Origin of the sequence: Cellulophaga sp. HaHaR_3_176 (assembly GCF_019021925.1) — a bacterium.
GTDB lineage: Bacteria > Bacteroidota > Bacteroidia > Flavobacteriales > Flavobacteriaceae > Cellulophaga.
On the sequence record NZ_CP058990.1, the window covers coordinates 3,203,137 to 3,226,890 of the forward strand.

The window sequence follows — 23,754 nt, forward strand, 5'->3', positions numbered from 1 at the left end:
TATTTTTATCTAAGCTGTACGCCCGTGAAATTCGTTAGTATATTCTTGAACTACTAAATTATTTATGAATTTAGACGTCTCTGGATTTAGTTTAATATTGTTTTGTTTTACAAATTGATTAATTACCAATTTAATCATCATCTTATCTAAATAGCCTTCATTTTGTAATAGCCTACTATTTTGTATTACTTGTAGGTCTGCTTCACTTTTAACCGATTGTAAAGCTTCAAACAATTGGCTTTCTCTTTTTGTTAAACCACCTTTTTCTACCAATCGTTTATGAATACGACAGTATTTAGGATCGTTATCATATTTAGCCTGTAATAGTTTATTTTGTCTGTTTAACTCTAATATTTTTGCGTGAATTTCTTTTAACGCTCCAATATTAGCTTTCATATCCTCTTGCGTTACTTCGTTTAGTTTTTTCTTTTTAAAGAGACGCTCTAATTCATCGTACAAACTTACAAATTCAGGGTCTTTTTTATCAAAATTACTTGCTAATTCTTCCCTTGTTTTACGAAGCGTATCTTTTAGTTGGTCTGCTAAGATTAGTTCTTCTTCTCCAACTTTGTTAAACATAAAAATAACATCCTCTAAAGCAACATTTAAGAGGTTAGTTGTATCTATATTATTTTCTAATGCTTCCTTTTGATTTAGTAATTGTAAATGATTATTGGCTTCTCTATATAATACGGATAGCTTTTTAAAATCTACTTTTTCCAATAATTCATAATGCCCAAATAAACGAATTAGATTGTACAGACTTTTAGCATTACCTAAAGCCTTTACTATACCTAACATTTTTTTACGATCTGATATTTGAGAAATTTGCTGTGAGAAGTTTTCAGCATTTAAAGTATCATAATGAAATAATATCTCTTTTATATCTGCTATTTCCTCTTGAATTTCTTCTTTAGATTTAAAGATGTTAGAGTAATGCTCCATTTCATCACCTAAAACCTCTTGTAACTCTTCAAAATAGTCTTTATTAGTTTTATCAAACTCTGCTTTAATGTCTGCAAAATCGACTACAAAACCATATTTATAATCTTTATATGTTCTATTTACTCTAGTTAAGGTTTGTAATAGATTATGCTTTTTAATTAAACGACCTATGTATAGTTTCTTTAGTCTTTTAGCATCGAAACCAGTTAATAGCATATTGTAAACAAAAAGAAAATCTATTTTACCATCTTTAAAATCTTCTACTTCTTGTTTACGTTCTTCTTTAGTACCTATGTCGTGAAGAATTAAAGCTGCTTTTTTAACCTTATAGCTTTCTCTTTTTTTATCTCCATAAGATTCTCTTTCCTCTGCTACTTTATCTAAAACAACAGCATCACTATCTCTATATTTATTATTGAATATTTCAAATAACATTTTAGCTTGATCTGAACTGTCACAAACTACCATTGCACCAACTGATGCATCGTTATTCATTAATCTAAAACTTTCAAAATCTTCAACAATGTAATCTAACATTGGTTCTGCAAAACGTGCATCTGCATAGATTTTCTTTTTAGGAACATCTCCTTGTAATACTTTAATTTCTTTTAAGGCTTGCTCTAAAACCATTTTATAATTAGATGCTATTTCTTCTCTAATTAGTTTTAGTGTATAACCATCTGCAATAGATGCATTGTAGTAGTACTTATGAATATAATCACCAAATAATGTTTTAGAATTATATTCTGTACCTAATAAAGGCGTACCGGTTAATCCAATTTTAATAGCATTTTTATCTGACTGTTCTAAATTTGCTAAAAAACTACCTTCTGGATTATAACTACGGTGTACCTCGTCTAAGAAATAAACACGTTGAATATTAATATCATAATCTTGTTCTGTTACTATTTTAGCATCTTCTGAAAACTTTTGAATATTTACTACTGTAATTTCTGCGTTTCCTCTTTCGTTATGTAATGCTGCTTTAGATTTTATATCTGCAACAAACTCATTTCTTGAATTAACAATATGCACCGTTAACCCTCTGCCTGTAAACTCTCTTTTAGCTTGAATTAATAAGTCTAATCTATCTACTATAAAATAGAATTTTGGTATTACATTTTGTTTTTGATAATAGTCTGTTAGAAACTTAACATTGTAATACGTTAATGCTGTTTTACCACTTCCTTGTGTATGCCATATAATACCTTTTCTTATACCCTCATTTAGTTTATTCTCTATTGCTTTTGTTGCAAATAATTGCGGATAACGCATTATATGTTTTTGTAAGCCTGAACTTTCATTTATATAAGCTATTGCATACTGTAGCACAAAAGACAATCTATCTTTAGAGAATAAAGAAGTAGATACTCTATTTGTTGGTGTATTGGAATCTTTATTGGTTAAAAACTCTGGTGAGTGCTTTATAATAACTAAATTATTATCTTTTAGAACTTCATTTTCTGTAGTATCATTTTCAGGTAATAAAAGACTATTTAAATCAAACGGTTCTTCTTCTCTGAAATAATTAAATATTGGTTTGTGATATGATGGTGATGCATAAAATACACCTTGTATAGTATCCATATCATCACTATCGTATTCCATATTATTAGAGAATACCATTAACTGTGTAATGTTTACAAAACGTCTAAACTTTTTGTTTTGAAAACGTTTATTAATTCTAGTACGCTCTGCAATAATACCTTCTCTATTATTAGGTTTTTTAACCTCTATAAAGACTAAAGGCAACCCATTAACTAAAAGAATTATATCAGGTCTAAATTCTTCATCACCATTTTTATAAGTTAGTTCTGTAACAACTTTAAATGTATTGTTTTCAAAGTTTTCGAAATCAATAATCTTATGTCCCGTTTTTTGACTTATTCTTTCATAGAATGCTTTTCCTAAATCTTCATTATCCAAAAGTAATGATACATCACTTAATAATCTTTTAGCTTCATCTATCTCTAAATCATTGTTTATCTTTTGGATGCTTTCAATAAATATATTTGTAAATATGTTTGTTTCTTCATTCCAAACTGCACCCTTTAATGATAAATATTTATATCCTAAACGAGTAAGATGTAATATTGATGGTATTTTAACTCTTGAATCTTCGTTGAATTTCATAGTCTTCTAAATTAAGAAAAGCTACCAATATATAATTACGGATTTCAATAAATATATAAAACTAGAATTATATAAATCCTGAATGAGAGTAAATTAGTTTAAAATTTACTCTCGTTCAAGATTTGGGAGTAAAGCTTACCCTTGTAGTTTTTCCGTTTTAAAAATCAGTGAATTTTTTCCTATATGCGCTAAAAATCAACTGATTTTTAAAATGCGCCTCAGCGGCAGGCGTCACATCTAGATTGGCATTAATTAAAAGTCTAAGTTTTCACCCAGGTTATTCAGGAAATCTGAAATTCCTTTTTGTAGTGAAATCGGCAGATTTGAAATTCTTTTTTGTTCTGGTAATTTTTCAAGATCAGTTATAGGCGTTAATGTCAAATACATATTATTATTAGCACGTTGCCAGTGACCAAAAATATAATCTACATGAGGTTCAATTACTATCTTATCCTTAAATTTAACAAGACCTGAAAACATAGGACTATCTGGGTGGTTTTGTTTGTCGTTGATAGTTAATTTTAATTTAATTGTATTTTTTACGTTGTTTGAAATACTGCTTTTTTCTACGAAATCAATTTCATCTTTAAAATCTAAGAGCTTTTCTAAATACTCATAGTTTATTATATAATTATTCCTGGAATCTTTTTCAAGAATCAAAAGACCTTGATTTTCGATATTTTTTAATGCATGAATTAATTTAATAAATTGAGACTGCCCTAATATTTTACCATAATGCGTTTTTACCTGATTAAAATTCATTTTTAAACAGGAACTTAATACCCCTTTTTCAAAGTTGGAAAGGTTTTGCCAGTTTTTGCTTGCAATAGCATCGTTTGAATTTAAAGTTAACTCTTCAATACGTTTTTGTTTCTCTATTTCTGACGCCGTTTCTTCTTCTAATTTACAGTAATCACATTTTTGATATGAGTAAGATCTACTTTTATATAGTATTAAATCTTTAAAAACCGTTTGACTCTTTACTACATGTTTTTCATAAGTGTTGCAATTTTCACAAAAAAAATAAAACGAAAGTGAGCTGTAACTAATGATAATATGTGATAGTTGGGATTGAGATATGCTGAACTTTTTATTTAATTCTCCTGGCTTATTTACAAGTTTAAGGTCGTTAAATTGCCAATACAATTCAATAATTTGCTCATGCTCCTTTGGGCAATTTTGAAAAATTTTAAGTTGTATATTTTTTATCTTTTCGTAATTATGTTCCATTTTTAAACTGTATTATTTTAAGGCATTGTTGATCGCATTATTTACAAGCTGCTTCATACTTGTATCTTCTTGTATTGCTTTTAGCTTCAGCTTTTTAAGTAGTTCTTTCTCTATATAAAATGAAAATTGTACTTCGCCAACCCTCTTTGAAATTACTGGAACAATTTTTTGAATTGTTTTCTTTTTGCCACTAGATTTAGCTTTACTAATAAGCTCATTAATATTTTGTTTTTCCATGATGATAGAATTGTAGTTTTATATAATACTAGAGATGTAGAAATCTATATTTATATAAGTTCGGTTAGTATTTCCTTGGTAAGATTGTCTATTTGTTTTTGTGCGTTTTTATCATTTTTCACTCCTTTTACTAAAACAGATCTAGTAAAAGATACTAAATCGCTAATATGCGTATTTGCAACTTTCACATGATATTCTGCCAATCCAATTAAGATTTCGAGAGTTAGTGTGGTACTTGCTTTAATCATGTTGAAAACAACTAAGGTTTGTAATGTTTTTTGTTGTTCTTCAATAAGTTCCAAGGTGCTCTTTATAGCTAAAAGATCTAGAACGCCTGCTTTAGTTGGTACAATAATTAAATCTGCCAGTTCAATTAAACATGGTAAATGACTAGATAAGTAAGGAGGAGTATCTATAAAAATAAAGTCATAGTCTAGTTGCTCAATTTCATTTATTTCTCCTTTGAAAGAAATTATTTCAAAATCTGTTACCATGTCAGATAGCTGACTAAGACTACCCTGAAAATCAAAATCTAGAACGGCTACTTTAGCATTTTTAGAAACGTTTTGGGCTAGATTAAAGGTAAGTGTGCTTTTACCTACTCCTCCCTTTTGATGTGTTATGAGTATGATTTTGGTCATATTTTATAGTGTTTTTAATAAGTTTTTCTTTTGTTTCTATTTCATTTAATAGTGATGCTTTCTCTATAGGAGAGCCTTTTTTTAAAATGTATTGATTGATAAATTTTTCTCGCTCAGGTCGTTTATATTGGAAAAAATTATCAAAACTTTCTTCATTCATATTGATCCAGTTCATTCTATCAAAACCAACATGATAGGTATTACCTCCAATGCTTCTTGTTGTTGAACGTTCTTTAGTTGTAGGTGTTAATTTTAAACGTTGCGTCTTATCTTTTCTACTAACTATTAAATGGACATGCGAATTTATTCCAGGCTTAAAATCTCCAGCTTTATAAGTTTTATTTAAAACCTCTTCATCTGTTCCTTTAAATTTTCTAAAATGTTCAATCTTCCCAAAATAAACTAGATCATTACCTGTTTTAAGCCCTTTGTCTGCTCTATTAAAGTTCTTTGCATAGTTGCTCATAATTTCCTTCGTATATTCCTTGATTTTATCGTTAAAACTGATGTATTCATTATCATTTAACGCCCATACATTTTCAATATCTACTTTATTTGTAATTGTTGATAGTATATGTTTTAGTTCTTGAGGACTAAAATTTATGGTGGGAGCAAAGTATTTCGCATCTTTTTTACCTAATCGTTTAATATTATTATCGATAGTTGAAATGACTTCGTTCGTACTAATATTATTTTCAGAATGGGTAAAAAAGAATTGTTTTCTTTTTTCAAGGGCTATTTTTTCTAGACTACTTATTACTTTCTGTTGCAAAAGATCTAATTCATTATTCTCTTTTTCTAGATACAATGCTAAATCAACACAACTAGATGTATTTGTAGCGCCCAACGTACTATGTGGTTTACTGATAGGCATTATTCAAAAATAGATTTAAGAGTTTCTTTAATTCCAGATTTGTTTTTAATGTCTATTAATTTAGCTAGTTCGATAAAAGCTTTCTGTTGCCGTTCTAACTTTTTTTCAAGTTTATCTAATTCAGACGTAATCAATTTTGTTCTATGATTATCATAATCATTTAGCTTAACTACAACATCCTTTATCCATGTTGACAGCTCTGAAATTTGTTTTTTTTGTTCATTAGAGTATTGAAAAGATTCGCTACGTAAAGGTTTTAAAATATCTCGTTCTTGTACTTTTAAAAAAGATACAATTCGCTTATCTAAGGCCTTTACCATTGTTGCAGGATTTTCATTAATTGCTTCTACTGGATTAATGCCTGTTCGTTTAAAATACAAAATCATAGATTGAACTAAATCTCCATATGGAACACCAAATACATTTGATATTTTAACTAGTTCTTTATGGTGAAATTCTTTAATCAAAATGCTTTTTTTCTTCATTTTATACTTTTTATTACTGAAAATCAGTTAGTTAGTTATATTTTTATAATTATGTTATAACTTGTTATATTATTATTGTTCAATATAAACGACTTAAAATCAACGTTTTAAACCCCGTAGGGCAAGTTGAAAATAGGGGTGTAGAGTAACGAAACCCCTGTTCAACTTGCTTAATTTCTTAACACATACTAGCGTTCAAAGTTTAATTATGGAAAACTTGTTTTATTACAGGGTTTAAATACTCTAAAATGTTACTTGGGTTTCATTAAATAATCATTCAAATCATCGTAACTTTTATAATGAATTCTATTGTCTATAACTTTGTTTTGATAGTTTTCTATTAAAAGATTAGTTGCAATATCTCCAGCTTCATCATTGTCAAAAAAAGTTTTTATTATGGAATAATCATGCAACAAACTAATCGCTTTTTTGGCTAAAGAAGTAGAGTTGAGAATGATAAAACTTTCTTGAGGTATTTGTTTTTTCAAGGTCAAATAGGATAGGTAATCAGACCAGGATTCAAATAATGAAACAACATTAGAGTTATTATTTATCGTCGTTATTTCTTTTTTTCCTAAACATATTTTTCGGTAATGCCTGGTATAAATATTTACAATTTCTATTCCTCCAACATCATTCATAAATCCTATTCCATACAGTTCTTTTCCATTTGAAAAGGAATAGTAAACTTGAAAACAGAATCGTTTTGCAAATTGTAAGTCGATTTTTCTATTAATTAGATAATCGAGTAATCTCTGATTTGTTAATTCTGTAATTTTTTTAATTGAATAAGTTGGCTTTTTGCTTACTGGTCTATATTTAGGTTGCTGGTGAAAAGAAAAAGAATCTTTCGATAAAATAGATAGGGCTTCTGCTATCGAACAATTATTATAGATCATTACAAAATCTATGATTGTTCCACCTTTATGATCAATAAAATCAATCCAAACGTTTTTCAAATAATCTACCTTAAAAGAAGGTGTTTTTTCTCCTCTAAATGGAGAGTAAAACCAAACCTCATTTGAAGTAGTTTTACCAGTCTTAAAACCTTGCTTTTTTAAGTATGAAACAAGATCTATTTGTTTTGCTTTATTACAATTCATAAGTTAGTATTTAGTGCAGTTTAAAAATGTCTGAAAGTTGATGATCTGATGACAAATCACATATTAGCCCTTTATTCATAGTACTTAAGCTCGTCATCAACTTGTCATCAGATCATCAACATTTTTTATTTTCTGTCATCAACTTTTTTTTTGATGACGCTTTGATGACCCTTTTGATGACGGCATAAACCCTTACTATTACTGAGTTTAGAGTATATAAAGACTACTCCGTCATCAGATCATCAAAGTTTTTACTCAAAAAACTTTTTTTTATGGTAAAATACCGTCCTTTAGTTTCCAGAAGTATGATTTCTCCATCACTAAGGATCACAAACTTTTGATAATTAAAAGAGTTGTTTTTTTGTTCAATTTTCCAGTCTTTTTTTAATAATAAACGAAGCTGTGTTAAATCCGTTTTTATTCTAGTTTTGCTAAGTGCATTTAGTAAATCCATCAAACAAAAATTCACTTCATCTAACTCAAATTTTTCCATAACACTTAAAAGAAGATGTGCTATTTCTTTTTCAACCCTATTTCTATTATTGTTTACTAATTTTTTAAGGGCAGGAGTGTAAATTTGTTGAGAAGTAAACCACATTCTAGTTTTTCTTTCACTAGCAAATTTTCTATTTTTTACATAGTGGAGAAAAGCCGGGATTTCATCAATCAGCTTATTTAGAAAATTCACATCTTCATAGGTAAGTTTTGGAACTTTTATAACCCAAAACCTAATTTCATCAGAATCTATTTTTATAAAAGAATCTTCTTTATTGCTACACATAATAAACTTACCAAAGAAGTCCACTTCAAAACGTTCTTTACCCTTGGCTTCAATTTTATTTTTATTGGAAGTTGATAAGTATTTTATTTTTTCAGTTATTTCTTCTTTTTGAAGAAAAGCTTCATCTAAACCTAGTAACAATTTGTTCCCCCAATCCAAGTTGAAATTGCTATTTAAAGAATGACTATCTAAATAGCTCATATTATGTCCAAATACTTCTTTTAAATATTTCAAAAAAGAACTTTTACCTGTCGAACGTTCTTTGCTCACTAAACATAATACAGGTAATATTTGCGAAGGTTGCTCATATAGTAGTTTAAAATAATCCAATCCCAGTTCAAATTGCGAACCAAAAATATGTTTAAAAAACACTATTGTATTTTCAACTTGTCCTTTTTTTGGAGCATGATTTAAAGGGGAGTACGTATTGTAAAACCCATGAATCTCTTTAGAAAAGTCAAAATGATTTGGAAAGCATATTTTTCCATGATACTTGGTAATTTGATCTAAGTACTTCCTTCCATAATCTTGTATAATAGTAGAAACATCCCATTTAATTAATGACTCTGTAAATTGATTATTGATGGTTGGTACTTGAACAATTTTATAATAGGATGTACCTATCCTTAAATATGGCATGTCAGGCATATTCAATGAAATTATCCGTATATTTGTCTTAGATAATACGGTAGTTAATACTGTTTTGAAGAAATTTAAAGCGTAACTAGTTTAAGAGCAGTTGCGCTTTTTTTATTTATGAAGTAAAGAGAAGATTAGTTCTTTTTATTTTTCAATAATTGAGCATTTATTTGTTGCTCAAGAAATTCGTCTGAAACGTTTGGTTTTCCCAACAACCATTCATCAATCGCTTCTTTATTAAAAAACTTTTGCCTAATGTGTTCATTAGACCCAGTAGGTATTAAATTGAGCATTGATAGCTTGTAAAGCTTACTTTTTGATAAGCCAGTGTAACTAGCTAAATCATCAATATTTAAAACCTTTTTATTGTAAGATAAAAGAGTTTTGATATCTAATAGAATCTCAATCATATTGTTTTCCTTATCCATAATTAATGTTTTTGAATTAAAAATAAGTGAATGGCCGTTCACATTGAACAGCAAACATATGACAGCAAATGACACTAAATCAATATGTTAATATTGATTAATCTTAAATTAATATATTATTAATGGGTAGAGAATATTTTTTTTATTAATTGTCTTCTTTCTTCTAGTTTCTTTTCATCCTTTTCATTAATCCATATAGAATAAAGTGTTTTGAAACTACCTTTTTTCATATTTTCATTAGCCATTAAAAAATGATTATCTAATTTATTATACAATTCTTCTCTATCCATTTTCGTTATACCTGAATATGCAACATGATTAATGATGGTAAATAAAACTGAGTTATTAGCTCCTTTTTTACTTTTGTTGGGAGCTATAAAATTAATTTTTTCCGAAATTTCATATCCTTTAATTAAATTTTTAAAATTATTAGAGTCTTTTTCATGCATTCCTAATACTTCGAAATTCATTTTTTTATTGTTAAATGACCTTAATTTACTGCCCAAAAAATTAGAACTACGAATTTTTAAATAATCATATTTAACTTGTAATAATTTTATACAACCATAAGCTATGAGAGTATATAATGATGAATATAAAAGAATGTAGAAAGGTTCATGCTTACCGTATGAAATACCAAGTAGGATTCCATAAATAAATATAGATTTTGTTAAAAAAAATATCACCGTTTCTTCAGTAGCAAAAACTCTATCATTCATGTAACGATCTAATTTAGATTGCTCGTTACTTAGGAAGTGTGCAAATTCGTAAGTTCTTTTAGACATTTTATTTTTTTTATTTGAATTATTTAATAAATCTAAAATAAAAAAAGAACATGTGTTGTGCATATGTTGTACTCCGCAAAAAACAAAAAAGCCTCTCGATTTCTCGAAAGGCTTGTCTTTGTTGCTGTGGTCCCACCTGGGCTCGAACCAGGGACCACCTGATTATGAGTCAGGTGCTCTAACCAACTGAGCTATAGGACCGGCAATTTGCGGATGCAATATTACTATTTATTTTTGTACGTTGCAAGCATTCTTTTTCAGAAAAAATATTGCACATCTAAAATCACCCTTTAAAACGCTGTAATACAATTTTTTACATCTCTTTTGAAACATCCTGACATAATTCAATCAATACTCCATTTGAGCTTTTAGGGTGCACAAAAGCTACTAATTTATTATCTGCTCCTTTTTTTGGCGTTTCATTCAAAATCGTAAAGCCTTCTTTTTTTAAACGTATTATTTCTGCAACAATATCATCTACCTCAAAAGCGATATGATGCACGCCTTCTCCTTTTTTTTCTAAAAATTGTGCTATTGGTCCCTCGTTATCAATTGCCTCTAAAAGTTCTATTTTATTAGGTCCTCTTTTAAAAAAAGATGTTTTAACATGCTCTGAAAGCACCTCTTCTTCTTTATAATGCGAAACTCCTAATAGCTTACTAAATAGCTTGTTTGATACATTTAAGTCTTTAACAGCGATGCCAATGTGTTCAATTTTCTTCATTTATAGCAGTATCTAATAGAATTGCACTAAAATACAGAATAAATCTGTGTATTTTTGTGCCATGGAAACACAAAGACAAAAAAAAATAGGCGGCGTTATACAGAAAGATATTGCCGATGTCTTACAAAGAGCAGCTATCGATGGAGGACTTAAGGGTACTTTAATCTCTATATCAAAAGTAATTGTAACAACAGATCTTTCTATTGCGAAGGTATATGTAAGTATATTTCCGAATAAAGGAGCTAATGAACTGTTGGAGGGTATAAAATCAAACCAACCTTTAATTAAGCATGAATTAGCACAGCGTACTAAAAATCAATTAAGACGTATGCCTGAACTTTTATTCTTTTTAGATGACTCTTTAGAATATATTGATGGAATCGAAAAATCTTTAAAAGGTGTAGATAACCCTATTTCTAATCCTGATTTATTAGAGAAAAGAAAAAAATCATAACTATTGAATTTTCCGCTGTACATCGCCAAACGTTATGTTAGGTCTAAAAGCAAGCAAAGTGCTGTTAATATTATTAACCTTGTTACTTTCTGCGTAATTGTTATAGGCTCTGCAGCGCTTTTTATTGTACTATCGGGTTTTGCTGGGTTAAAAACTTTTAGCCTTTCTTATACTAACTCTTTCGACCCTGACTTAAAAGCTTTACCTGAAATTGGTAAATTCTTTTCTATTTCTGAAACACAAGAAAAGAAATTAGCAAACTTAGATGGAATTACAGCATACTCCAAAGAATTACAAGACAGGGTGTACCTTACTTTTAAGCAAAAAGACCATATTGCATATATAAAAGGTGTTGACGAAAATTACAATAAAGTTACTGGTATTGATAGCACACTTTACGTAGGCACTTGGTTTAATGAGCAACAAGTAGTTACTGGTATTGGTATTGCCAACCTATTAGGATTAAATATTAATAATTACCGAAGTCCGCTTGAAATGTTAGTTCCTAAACCAGGAACACAATCGCTAACACAACAAGGACCGAATGCTAATTTTTTTAATACAGCCCCAGTTGTTGTTAGCGGTGTATATGCTGTTGAAGCGGAATTGGATAACAAATATGTTTTTGCAGATTTAGCTTTTGCTCAAGCCTTGTTTGAAAAAGATAGTACGCAAGTTTCTGGTATTAACTTCAGATTTTCTGAGAATGACAACGCAGCTACTGTTAGAAAAAATATTCTTAATATTCTTGATGAAAATATAATTTTAAAAGATCGAAAAGAATTAAACGGTACGTTATACAAAATGCTAAATACTGAAAATTTAGCAACTTATTTAATTTTTACGCTTGTACTAATTATAGCATTATTCAACGTTGTTGGGGCTTTTATAATGATGATATTAGACCAACAAGGAAATTCAAAAACTTTATATAGTTTAGGCACAACCATAAAACAATTAAGGCGTATATATTTTGTACAAGGTGTAATTGTAACTTTTATGGGTGGGCTTATAGGCGTTGTTTTAGGAACGCTACTAATATGGTCTCAAATAACATTTGAATGGCTTAAAATAAGTGCTGAACTAGCCTATCCTGTAGAATTTCAATTACAAAACATATTAATTGTATTAGCTACAATTACAATTTTAGGTGTTATTGCTTCTAAAATATCAAGCAGTAGAATTAATAAACAATTACTTTCTTAAGTTTTAAGAAAACTCGTAATCTCCAAATTTATCCGCAACCTCATTAAATGTTTTAAAAACATCTACGGAATGGTCACTAGTAACCATTTTCATACGGTATTCTTTAAAGTTAGGAATTCCTTTAAAGTAATTTGTATAATGCCTTCTGGTTTCAAAAACACCCAGTGTTTCCCCTTTCCAATCAATAGCCATTTGTAAATGCCTACGGGCAGCATCTATACGTTCTTCCATTGTTGGTGGTGCTAAGTGAGTACCTGTTTCAAAAAAGTGTTTTACCTCTTTAAAAAACCATGGATAGCCAATACTTGCTCTACCAATCATCGCCCCATCTAAACCAAATTCGTCACGCATTTTCACTGCAGCTTCCGGAGTATTCACATCTCCATTTCCAAAAACAGGAATATGCATTCTCTGGTTATTTTTCACCTCAGCAATCGGTGCCCAATCAGCATCGCCCTTATACATCTGAACACGTGTTCTACCATGAATTGAAATGGCAGCGCAACCAACATCTTGTAGGCGCTCTGCAACCTCAACAATTTTTATAGAACTTTCATCCCAACCTAAACGTGTTTTTACTGTAATGGGTAGCTTTGTATGCTTTACCATTGCTTCGGTAAGTGACACCATCAAATCTATATCTTTCAAAATACCTGCTCCAGCACCTTTACTAACTACTTTTTTTACAGGGCATCCAAAATTAATATCGATAATATCAGGATTCGACTTTTCAACAATCTCAATAGATTGTAACATGGAATCTAAATTTGCGCCAAAAATCTGTATACCAACTGGTCTTTCTTTCTCATAAATATCTAATTTCATGACACTTTTTGCTGCATCACGAATTAATCCCTCTGAAGAAATAAACTCAGTATACACCACATCAGCCCCTTGTTCTTTACATAAAGCTCTAAATGGAGGATCACTTACATCTTCCATAGGTGCAAGTAATAATGGAAAGTCAGGTAATTGTATGTCTCCTATTTTTGGCAAAGCTATTGTATTTAAGAAAGCGCAAAATTACATATTTTTAGGAAGATATAACTCTGAATTTATTTGTTGTTTTACAAGAGATCATTCTATTTTTAATTTAAACACTTATTCTATTCTATCTCTTTCGTTTTTATCAACATCCTTTTTATTGTCTCGTAACTTATAATTTCCAAAATTATAAGTGAACCCAAAACTTACAAATTGTGTTTCAGGCCTACTATTTCTGTAATTATCTTGATTTAAATATGATGAAGTAAATATAGGATTTACATTACCAAAAAGATCATCTGCAGTAATAGATATAACAGCTTTTTTATTCCATAATGATTTACGCAGACCTACCGATAAATTTGTTGTTTCAGAGAATTCATAAGAGCCAATTAAAAAACCAGAAAAATATAACAAACTAAGTTCTCCTGTAAGTGTACCATCTTTAGACAATGTCAAATAGTTTGCTAATTGAGCGTACAAGCCTTCTACTTTTTTTGTAAAAATTAGATTATTACTTTCTTCAGCTAAAAAACTTATCTTTTCAGAAAAGGCAGAGATATACGATGAAACAAACCATTTATCAGTAATAGAATTATTATATGTAAAATCTAAACCATAAGATTTGCTAGAAAAAACATTTTGTTCACTCTCTCTTATTGTTTGATTTTGATTGTTTTGAAAAACTAACGTTTCTATACCCTTACCGTTATCGCGGTAATAAAAATCAAAAAAATAGGTATCTTTTAAAGAGTAATTAAGGTTGAAATTATTACTAAATACAGCTGTTAGTTTTTGATTACCAGAAGTAAAAGAATTTTCATTTGAAAAATATCGAAATGGGTTTAACTCTTGATATTTAGGTCTTGTTAATTTTCTACTATAATCAAATGAAAAACTATTATTTTCTGATGGGGAGTGAAGTAAAAATAATGAAGGAAATAATTCAAAATAATTTTGTTTCGTACTTGTATTTAATACAACAGATTTTCCTAAAACGTTTGTTAGCTCTCCTCTAACACCAGCTTTCAACGACCACTTCTCCCAATCTTTTTCAACATTAAAATAACCTGCGTAAATAATTTCATCATATTGAAAATTATCAGATAATGTTGTGTTAAGTACAGCTACCGATTCATTTATATTAAAATAATCTATCCCGCTTGTTGATTTTATTGAAGAAAATTTCAATCCACTACTTATAGGCATTTTTCCTATCGTAGAAATAAAATCTACTTGCCCTATTGCAATTTGAATATCTTGTTTTGAATTTGTAGAAAAATCAAAAGACCTATTTAAGTCCCCATTTGGCAAATAATACTTAGAAAAAACAGCTTGATCTTGGTCTGATTTAAATTTAGTTATATGCCCATTAAACGCAATTGATTCTCCTTCTTTATCAAAATTATGTTCGAATGTAGCATCTAAGGCAAAATTAGTAGTTGTATTTTCTAAATTACTAGTTGTTATTAAAATAGAGTCTAGCTGTTGTTGCCCGTTTTTAATTTTGCTCTCTAAACTATTACTAAATTCCTTATTGGGTGAAAACGAAAGTGTAGAATTAATGTTTAAAGAGTTTTTATCATTAAAATCATAATCTAATATCAATGCTGCATTTTGTGCTTGTGACTTTGTTTTTCTTTTGAAGTTTGTATCCCAACTAGAATAGATAGTATTTGAATTATTAAAATAATTCACTCCGCTATCTTCTTTTTTAAATTCTCTTCTAGGGTTGATATTGTAATTTAAAAACACATTTAATTTATCTGTTTTAAAATAATGACTCGTACCAATTGCATATTTAGGTAAAATAGCTTGAGTATAAGTTGCATTAATACTACCCTTATACCCTGGTATAATATTTTTACTCGTAATTATATTTAAAACTGGACCACCATCGGCATCAAACTCAGCAGGTGGGTTATGTATAACCTCTATAGATTTAATATTTACACCTGAAAAACCATCAAGTAAATTTTTAACCTCATCAGCAGATAGTTGTATTTTTCTATTATTTAAGTAAACGGTAGCATCTTTGTTTCTAATCTGTAATTTATCTTGAGTTGAAATTACTCCTGGTGTCTTTTTTAAAATATCCCAACTACTCCCTTGAGAAATTACTGTATTTTCAACATTAAATATAATTCTATCTGCTTTACGCTCTAATATTGGTTGTTTATGTATTAAAACAACCTCATCAAGTTCTTCACTATTATCTGTTATACTAATTGTCCCAATATTTAAATCTTCAGAAATATTAATACGTGTAAGCTCAGATTTTTTTCCGACATAACTTGCTTGTAAAAAATAAGTTTCTGCCACAACAGCACTTATAATAAAAAAGCCATTTTCATCTGCAGAAGAGCCTTTTACAACTGTCGAATCTATTGAACTTAAAATAAAAACATTTGCATATGGTATATGATCACCACTAATATCTACTACATTTCCTTTTATCTCAAATACTTGTGCTGATAGGTATTGAAATGAAAACGAAAATAGTATTACTATAAATCTGATGCTTTTGTACAAAGGAATTGGAGGTTTAAGGGTTTTCAAATTTAACTTTTTTTTAAGTATTTGATTACACATCTTGTAAAGATTTATCTTCTTACATACTTTTTTAACATTTGAATATATTTATAGTGCTCTTTAATTTAATAGCATACAAAAGAATTATATTTGCAATTACTTGACTTACCATTATATGGTAGGCCAAAAAATAAAATTGATTACTGAAACTTATTCAGCATACATGAAAAACATTAGAAACTTCTGCATAATTGCACACATTGACCACGGTAAAAGTACATTGGCTGATAGGTTGTTAGAATTTACTGGTTCTGTTACGGATCGAGAAAAAAAAGAACAACTATTAGATAGTATGGACTTAGAGCGTGAGCGTGGAATCACGATTAAAAGTCATGCAATACAAATGGATTATACTTACAAAGGAGAACAGTACATCCTTAATTTGATTGATACTCCTGGTCACGTAGATTTTTCTTATGAAGTTTCAAGATCAATTGCCGCTTGTGAAGGTGCTCTTTTAATTGTAGATGCAGCACAAAGTATACAAGCACAAACAATAAGTAATTTGTACCTAGCTCTTGAGAATGATTTAGAAATTATTCCGGTACTAAATAAGGTAGATTTACCAAGTGCAAACCCTGAAGAGGTTACTGATGATATTGTAGATTTATTAGGTTGCGACCCAAGTGAAGTAATTCCTGCAAGTGCAAAAACAGGTATTGGTATTGAAGAAATATTATCTGCTATTATTGAGCGTATACCAGCTCCAAAAGGTAATCCTGATGAATCTTTACAAGCTTTAGTTTTTGATTCTGTTTATAACCCTTTTAGAGGTGTAGAAACTTATTTTAGAGTTATTAATGGTCAAATTAAAAAAGGACAAAAAATAAAATTTGTTGCTACCGATAGTGATTATTTTGCTGATGAAGTAGGAACATTAAAACTAGTACAACACCCTAAGCAAGTAATTAAAGCTGGTGATGTTGGATATTTAATTACAGGAATAAAAGATGCCCGTGAGGTAAAAGTAGGTGATACGATTACTGATGCAATCAACCCAACAAAAAATGCTATTGCAGGGTTTGAAGATGTAAAACCTATGGTATTTGCTGGTATTTACCCTGTAGATACTGACGAATTTGAAGAACTTAGAGCCTCAATGGAGAAGTTGCAATTAAACGATGCTTCTTTAGTTTTTGCTCCAGAAAGTAGTGCCGCACTTGGTTTTGGTTTTCGTTGTGGGTTTTTAGGAATGCTACATATGGAAATTATTCAAGAACGTTTAGAGCGTGAGTTTAATATGACGGTTATTACTACGGTACCAAACGTTAGCTACCATGCCTATACTCGTAAAAACCCTAATGAAGCATTAATTGTAAATAACCCAACTGATTTACCTGACCCATCCAGTATTGATCGTGTTGAAGAACCATATATTAAAGCTACAATTATAACAAAAGCTGATTTTGTAGGTAATGTAATGTCTCTTTGTATTGAAAAAAGGGGCCAGATTACAAATCAAACCTATTTAACTACAGAGCGTGTTGAACTTAATTTTGATATGCCTTTGGCTGAAATTGTATTCGATTTTTACGATCGATTAAAAACAGTTTCTAAAGGGTATGCTTCTTTTGACTATACACCTATTGGTATGCGAGCTTCTAAATTAGTTCGTGTAGATATATTATTAAATGCACAACCTGTTGATGCCCTTTCTGCATTAATACACGCAGATAATGCAGTGAATATCGGAAAGAAAATGTGCGAAAAATTAAAAGAACTTATTCCTCGCCAACAATTTGATATTCCTATTCAAGCAGCTATTGGAGCAAAAGTTATCTCAAGAGAAACAACTAAGGCTTTACGTAAAGATGTTACTGCAAAATGTTATGGTGGTGATATTTCTCGTAAACGTAAATTACTTGAAAAGCAGAAGAAAGGTAAAAAACGTATGCGTCAAGTTGGTAATGTAGAAGTGCCACAGGAAGCATTCATGGCAGTTTTAAAACTGAATGACTAAAAAACAAAAAAGCTATATAAATTATATAGCCTTTTTTTTGTTCATTTTTTACGAGCCTAAATCAAAATCATCAGAACATAAAAACTGAATAAAAAGTTCAGGACTTACACCATCAAGATCTTCTTCTGATAGTACTTCCGACTCGTTACCATCACTTATAGTTACTGTACCGTCGCCATTGTCACATGCCGTTATTGCTGTATCTGATATATCACAAGTTTCACAACTACCATCATCATCTTTATTACAAGAAGAAATAAAAATACTTAAAATTAGTGTTGAGAATAAAATTGTTTTTTTCATAAAAAATGTTTTCGCTAAGGTTATTTGCTATAAAAATAGGCTTTTTTCTATATCTAAACATGCAAAAAACTAAAAACTACTCTTTACCCTTAACTTCTTCTAAGTCAGTTTCTTGAACGGACTTTTCGATATCAAACATCTTCCCCAAATAAACCAATTTAAAACCTTCTTTAATATCTTCAAATTCTTCACTAAAAGAAGGAATGATTTTTAAATCACCATCATCAGTCTTTAAAAATATTGGAATTATATTATTATCTGCTTTTGTAATTTCTATTAAGCTATTATAATGCTCAGTTGACGTCAACTCTATTTCATGAATAGATGGGTATTGCCTAACTGTTTCTGTTAACTTAATAAAGTCATCTGTATGAGAAAATAAACCAACTTTCGGGTTATCCTGTGGATCATTCATTTCATCATCTGTAACAAGCCTAAATGACCCGTTTTCCCCAAAATGCTTTGTAAATTTATTAATCGCAAATTTATTTATATCAGAATTACCTGTTAAAGCCATTAAATAACCAACATCATTTAACTCTATATTATCCGTTAACGTATCAGAATATATATTTGCTGCCATAGCTTCTAAACCAATTTTCTTGGCTTTGTCTACATTAGTTTGGTTGTTATCGATTAAAACAACATGTCGATCATTTTCTTGAAGATAATTACCTATTAATCTTGATACTTTTGAGGCTCCTATAATAAGTATCCCTTCTGATTTAGTTAAAAACACACCTACTAATTTTGCAAACAATCGTGCTGTTGTAGCATTCAATAAAACTGTCCCTAATACAATCATAAAAACCAAAGGCGTAATATAATCAGCTCCTTTTTCTCCACTTGCCAAAAGTTTTGACCCGAACAACGATGCTATACCTGCAGCAACAATACCACGTGGGCCAACCCAACTAATAAATAACTTTTCGTTAAATTTTAAATTAGAGTTCATTGTACTAATAAAAACACCTAATGGTCTAATTATCAGTATAATAATAGCAAATAAAGAAACTGTTTGCCAGTTATAAATAAGCTCTAAATCACTAATATTAATATTTGCCGAGAGTAATATAAATAGTATCGAAATTAACAAGACGCTAAGAGACTCTTTAAAGTATAAGAGTTCTTTTAAATTAGGTAAATTTATATTACCCAAAACCATACCCATAACAACTACAGCTAATAGCCCTGATTCATGAGCAAAAACATCTGACATTACAAAAACTAATAATACCAATGAAAGTGATACAACATTTAATAAATAGTGCGGAATAAAATTCTTTTTTATCGAAAATGTTAATGCATGTGCAAACGTAAAACCAAACGTTGTACCAAAAAGTAGAATTTTACCAAACTCAATTAAAGCTGTTTGAGTATAAGCTTGCCCTTCGCCAACACTAATAAACTCATAAACCAATACTGCTGCTAACGCTCCTATTGGATCTATTAAAATTCCCTCCCACTTTAAAACAGTAGAAATATCTTTTTTTAAGGGAATATTTCTTAGTATTGGGGTAATTACAGTAGGACCTGTTACAATTATTAAAGCTGAAAATAAAAATGAAATTTGCCACGTTAAGTCAAAAATATAATGAGATGCTATAGCTGCACCAAAAAATGTAACTAGGCTACCTAATGTAATTAATTTTGTAATTACTGGTCCAACATTTTTAATTTCATCTCGTTTTAATGTTAACCCTCCTTCAAAAAGAATAATACTAATTGCTAGAGAGACAAAGTAATATAGGCTATCCCCTGGAAAAAGTCCTTTTTCTCCATTCCAAATCGGTTCTATCAATTTTAAACCATCTTCTGTAAAGAAAGTAGATATAGGCCCTACCAGTAATCCAATTAAAATTAAAGGTAAAATTGCAGGTAATTTTAGCCTCCAAGCAACCCATTGCGCTATTATTCCAAGTATAACAATTCCAGCAAGTTCAAGCATAAAATATTTTTTTTGAAAAATACTGTTTTTATTTCAAAAACCCAGTAATTATAATAGCTTACTCCTATATTTTTTTTAAGTTAAATCCTATATACCCCATTTAATCAATTTCATTGTTATAAATTTAAAAAATCAAGATATAGATATCTCTATCTGATTTTAATAATGTTGCTTTAACATAAGCACTTTACCTTGTTAAAATCATACCATAAAAATTAAATGAAAGAAAAAATCCACCCCTTTAAAACTATACTTTTTGGATTTGCCTTTTCACCAAAACTTCATATTAATATTGAAGAAACTTCTAGAATTACGACTTTTTTTAATGCAAAATTAATTTTGCTTCACGTAGGTGAAAAAACAGAAGAAAAAATTAATAAAATTAATGCTATTATAAAAAACATTCAGGTCGATAATTTATCTGTAGAAATACAATGGAAATCTGGCGACCCCATTGAGGTTATTACTAAAATATGTAAAACATCAAATATAGATTTACTAATACTCGGTGCATTACAACATGAGAATGTTTATCAATTTTATGTAGGCTCTATAGCCCGTAAACTAACCCGTAAAGTATGTTGTTCTGTGATGCTTTTAATAAAGCCTTCTCTGAAAAGAATTGCTTGTAAAAACATTGTTGTAAATGGTTTAGATGAACCTGATACACCTTTGGCTATTGCTGATGCATTTTATGTTGCAAATGCTTTAGGAGCCCAACAATTAACTATTGTCGAAGAAATTCTTCAAAAAGAAATACAAGTTATTGTTGAAGATGACAAATCTCTTAAAAAAGCTAATATTATTAAAGAAAGACTTAAGAATAGAGAAGAGTCCCGTGTCCGAAAAATTATAAATAACCAATGCGACGAGTATAGTAAAAATTTGCGCATAAAAAGTCAAAATATTTTTGGAGAACGCGGTTATTCTATAGGCCATTATGCTGAGGTAATTCGTGCTGATTTATTAATTATGAATGCCCCGAAAAAAACAAGGTTGATAGACCGAATATTCCCTCATGATATTGAGTATATTTTATCAGATTTACCTACCGACTTATTAATTATTAGAAGACCAAATTGAAGTCTAAACAAAAAAAAAGTACTTTATTTATTAAAGATTTACCCAAAAATATTTTTGCTGGGTTCGTCGTATCCTTAATTGCGCTACCATTAGGTTTAGGGTTAGCAATTGCGAGTGAGGCACCTCCTATATCTGGTATTATTGCTGCTGTTGTTGGTGGTATTATTGTTTCTATTTTTGGAGGCTCTAATGTTACTATTACTGGGCCAGGTAACGGTTTAGTAGTTGTTGTTTTAGGAGCGATAACAACTTTAGGAAATGGTGATTTATACCAAGGTTACCTATATACCATCGCCGCGGTAGTTTTTTCTGGAATTTTTATTTCAATATTGGGCTTTTTAAAAATGGGACGACTAGCCGATTTTTTTCCTGCTTCGGCAATTGAAGGCATGCTTGCCGCCATTGGGTTAGGCATCTTATCAAAACAATTTCATATTATGATAGGTCATAATAATGAACATGGAAGCATTATATCTTTATTATTACAGATACCTAGCGGCCTTTTAGAGCTATTTACAGATAGTAATTCTAGCCAGTTAATTGTTGCTTTAATTGGTATTATAAGTTTACTTATAATGGTTTTTTATTCTAAAATTAGAAATAAATACTTTCAATTGATTCCCGCTCCTATGTGGATTTTAATTTTAACGGTTGGGTTAAGCTATGTTTACAAAGCTATAAATGTACCATACCCTGTTGAGGCTTCATTTTTAGTAACTATACCTGACGATATTTTTGGCTCAATGGCTTTTCCTGATTTCTCTATTGTATATACTCAAAAGTTTTTAATGGCTGTGTTTGCACTAACTTTTATTGCAAGTATAGAATCTTTACTGAGTATTAAAGCTGTAGATAAATTGGACCCTAAAAACAGAAGGTCAAACGTAAATAATGATTTGAAAGCACTTGGCTTAGCAACTACAATAAGCGGACTTTTAGGTGGGTTAAATGTTGTTACTGTTATAGCAAGAAGCTCTGTAAACGTAAATAATAATGCTACGAATAGGTCGGCTAACTTTTTTCATGCCTTTTTCTTAGTGCTATTTGTTGTTCTTTTTCAAGATCAATTAAGAAGTATTCCCTTGGCTGCATTAGCGGCAATATTAGTTTATACAGGCTACAAGTTAGCAACACCAAAAACATTTAAAAAAATTGCTAAAATTGGTAAAGAACAAGTTGTAATATTCTTAACGACACTACTTACCACATTGTTTACCAATTTAATGACGGGTATTAGCGCAGGTATATTAATTACATTTATTATTCATATCATCATAAATAAAAGTTTCACACTTTTCTTTAGCCATATTTTTAAGCCTAATATTTTAATGTTTAAAGAGCCAAATGAAGGCAACTATTATATTAGTATTAAATATTATTGCAGTTTTATAAACTTTTATAAGTTAAAAAATAAGCTTGATGTTATACCTGAAAATGAAAATGTAATTTTAGATTTTTCTATGTGTAGTTTTGTAGATTATACGTGTTTTGAAGGTATTGAGAACTATACGCAAACTTTCGCAAAAAAAGGTGGTAGTATTGAATTTATTGGCTTAGACAAACATGAAACAGACTCAAGACACCCATTTGCTATTCGTAAACTAATACCTAGTGTAGCTCTTAAACCAATTGAAAACTACTTTACTAAAAGACAAAAAAATATTGAAAAAACAGCTATAGATTACAACTGGGATTATATTCCGAATAAAAGCAGAAATACAGAATTCTTATCTGATTTTGTGTTTTTCAAAACAAGAGAAATTAGTTATTTCTATAATAATTTGTTAGACAAAATTGATAAAAAAAGTGTGTTTGATGTTGAGTTTACAGAAGGCGCTTTTATTGCAAAAGAAGTTGTAAAAATTACCGTTTTACATATTAATTTAAAAAAGGAGATACCCATTTTTACTTTAGACAAAGAGGGCTTAATTGAAATATTATATAACCTTGCTGGGTTTAAAGATATAGATATTAAAGACCATCAAGATTTTAATAAACGCTTTTATTTAAGCGGAGAAAATGAGTTTGAAATAAAAAAGTTATTTACAGATGATCTAATTCTATTTTTTGAAAGTAACCCATATTATCATATAGAATCTAACGGTTGTTCTATCATCGTTATAAAAAAAGAACGTCTATTGAGCGTTAAAGAAATAAAAGCAATGATCTATTTCGGTCAGCAATTATTTAAGCTTCTTCAATAAAATTTAAAGATTGTA

The 23,754-nt window shown here is 29.6% G+C and carries 20 protein-coding genes and 1 tRNA gene; 5 read left to right on the top strand and 16 right to left on the bottom strand.

The window, feature by feature from the left end:
- Window positions 1–9: 9 nt before the first annotated feature.
- From H0I23_RS14100 to mce, 12 genes are all read right to left on the bottom strand, one after another.
- Window positions 10–3,078, bottom strand: a complete 3,069-nt coding sequence (locus H0I23_RS14100; protein WP_216783931.1) for a type I restriction endonuclease subunit R — start codon at window positions 3,076–3,078, stop codon at window positions 10–12.
- A gap of 252 nt (window positions 3,079–3,330) precedes the next feature.
- Window positions 3,331–4,308: a hypothetical protein gene (locus H0I23_RS14105; protein WP_216783932.1), complete on the bottom strand. Its 978-nt coding sequence runs from the start codon at window positions 4,306–4,308 to the stop codon at window positions 3,331–3,333.
- Window positions 4,309–4,320: 12 nt separating this feature from the next.
- Complete coding sequence (locus H0I23_RS14110; protein ID WP_216783933.1) at window positions 4,321–4,545, bottom strand: hypothetical protein; 225 nt, start codon at window positions 4,543–4,545, stop codon at window positions 4,321–4,323.
- Between the two features lie 50 nt (window positions 4,546–4,595).
- Entirely contained in the window at window positions 4,596–5,186 is a 591-nt protein-coding gene (locus tag H0I23_RS14115; RefSeq protein WP_216783934.1) for a ParA family protein, read from the bottom strand.
- Entirely contained in the window at window positions 5,140–6,060 is a 921-nt protein-coding gene (locus H0I23_RS14120) for a DUF5712 family protein (RefSeq protein WP_216783935.1), read from the bottom strand. The genes H0I23_RS14115 and H0I23_RS14120 overlap by 47 nt, the downstream gene beginning before the upstream one ends.
- Window positions 6,060–6,545 carry a BfmA/BtgA family mobilization protein gene (locus H0I23_RS14125; protein ID WP_216783936.1) on the bottom strand — a complete coding sequence of 162 codons (486 nt, stop codon included), beginning with the start codon at window positions 6,543–6,545 and terminating at the stop codon, window positions 6,060–6,062. The genes H0I23_RS14120 and H0I23_RS14125 overlap by 1 nt, the downstream gene beginning before the upstream one ends.
- A gap of 251 nt (window positions 6,546–6,796) precedes the next feature.
- Window positions 6,797–7,648, bottom strand: a complete 852-nt coding sequence (locus H0I23_RS14130) for a toprim domain-containing protein (RefSeq protein WP_216783937.1) — start codon at window positions 7,646–7,648, stop codon at window positions 6,797–6,799.
- Between the two features lie 223 nt (window positions 7,649–7,871).
- Window positions 7,872–9,077, bottom strand: coding sequence for a primase-helicase family protein (locus H0I23_RS14135; protein ID WP_216783938.1), 1,206 nt, complete (start codon window positions 9,075–9,077; stop codon window positions 7,872–7,874).
- A gap of 125 nt (window positions 9,078–9,202) precedes the next feature.
- Window positions 9,203–9,496 (bottom strand): AlpA family transcriptional regulator, encoded by a 294-nt coding sequence (locus H0I23_RS14140; RefSeq protein WP_179317189.1) that lies wholly within the window; start codon window positions 9,494–9,496, stop codon window positions 9,203–9,205.
- 119 nt (window positions 9,497–9,615) lie between these two features.
- Window positions 9,616–10,281, bottom strand: coding sequence for a hypothetical protein (locus tag H0I23_RS14145; protein ID WP_216783939.1), 666 nt, complete (start codon window positions 10,279–10,281; stop codon window positions 9,616–9,618).
- Between the two features lie 127 nt (window positions 10,282–10,408).
- Window positions 10,409–10,482: transfer RNA gene (locus H0I23_RS14150), tRNA-Ile, on the bottom strand.
- Between the two features lie 112 nt (window positions 10,483–10,594).
- A complete protein-coding gene (gene mce / locus H0I23_RS14155; RefSeq protein WP_216783940.1) occupies window positions 10,595–11,005 on the bottom strand; it encodes a methylmalonyl-CoA epimerase in 411 nt (136 codons plus the stop codon).
- A 61-nt stretch (window positions 11,006–11,066) separates the two neighbouring features.
- Here mce and rbfA point away from each other — a divergent pair, with 61 nt between their 5' ends.
- Both rbfA and H0I23_RS14165 read left to right on the top strand, forming a co-directional pair.
- A complete protein-coding gene (rbfA, locus tag H0I23_RS14160) occupies window positions 11,067–11,459 on the top strand; it encodes a 30S ribosome-binding factor RbfA (RefSeq protein ID WP_216783941.1) in 393 nt (130 codons plus the stop codon).
- A 3-nt stretch (window positions 11,460–11,462) separates the two neighbouring features.
- Entirely contained in the window at window positions 11,463–12,665 is a 1,203-nt protein-coding gene (locus H0I23_RS14165; protein WP_216783942.1) for an ABC transporter permease, read from the top strand.
- Window positions 12,666–12,668: 3 nt separating this feature from the next.
- Here H0I23_RS14165 and dusB read toward each other — a convergent pair whose 3' ends face one another.
- Together dusB and H0I23_RS14175 are read right to left on the bottom strand one after the other, a co-directional pair.
- Window positions 12,669–13,661, bottom strand: coding sequence for a tRNA dihydrouridine synthase DusB (gene dusB, locus H0I23_RS14170; RefSeq protein ID WP_216783943.1), 993 nt, complete (start codon window positions 13,659–13,661; stop codon window positions 12,669–12,671).
- A 105-nt stretch (window positions 13,662–13,766) separates the two neighbouring features.
- Window positions 13,767–16,208 carry an outer membrane beta-barrel family protein gene (locus tag H0I23_RS14175; RefSeq protein WP_254073613.1) on the bottom strand — a complete coding sequence of 814 codons (2,442 nt, stop codon included), beginning with the start codon at window positions 16,206–16,208 and terminating at the stop codon, window positions 13,767–13,769.
- Window positions 16,209–16,404: 196 nt separating this feature from the next.
- Between H0I23_RS14175 and lepA the strand changes: the two genes are divergently transcribed.
- A complete protein-coding gene (gene lepA / locus H0I23_RS14180; protein WP_216783945.1) occupies window positions 16,405–18,201 on the top strand; it encodes a translation elongation factor 4 in 1,797 nt (598 codons plus the stop codon).
- Window positions 18,202–18,249: 48 nt separating this feature from the next.
- Here lepA and H0I23_RS14185 read toward each other — a convergent pair whose 3' ends face one another.
- A complete protein-coding gene (locus tag H0I23_RS14185; protein WP_216783946.1) occupies window positions 18,250–18,504 on the bottom strand; it encodes a hypothetical protein in 255 nt (84 codons plus the stop codon).
- Between the two features lie 76 nt (window positions 18,505–18,580).
- Window positions 18,581–20,452 carry a sodium:proton antiporter gene (locus H0I23_RS14190; RefSeq protein ID WP_216783947.1) on the bottom strand — a complete coding sequence of 624 codons (1,872 nt, stop codon included), beginning with the start codon at window positions 20,450–20,452 and terminating at the stop codon, window positions 18,581–18,583.
- 219 nt (window positions 20,453–20,671) lie between these two features.
- Between H0I23_RS14190 and H0I23_RS14195 the strand changes: the two genes are divergently transcribed.
- Both H0I23_RS14195 and H0I23_RS14200 read left to right on the top strand, forming a co-directional pair.
- Window positions 20,672–21,535: a universal stress protein gene (locus tag H0I23_RS14195; RefSeq protein ID WP_216783948.1), complete on the top strand. Its 864-nt coding sequence runs from the start codon at window positions 20,672–20,674 to the stop codon at window positions 21,533–21,535.
- Entirely contained in the window at window positions 21,532–23,739 is a 2,208-nt protein-coding gene (locus H0I23_RS14200; protein ID WP_216783949.1) for a SulP family inorganic anion transporter, read from the top strand. Before H0I23_RS14195 ends, H0I23_RS14200 begins: the two co-directional genes overlap by 4 nt.
- Window positions 23,740–23,754: the final 15 nt, after the last annotated feature.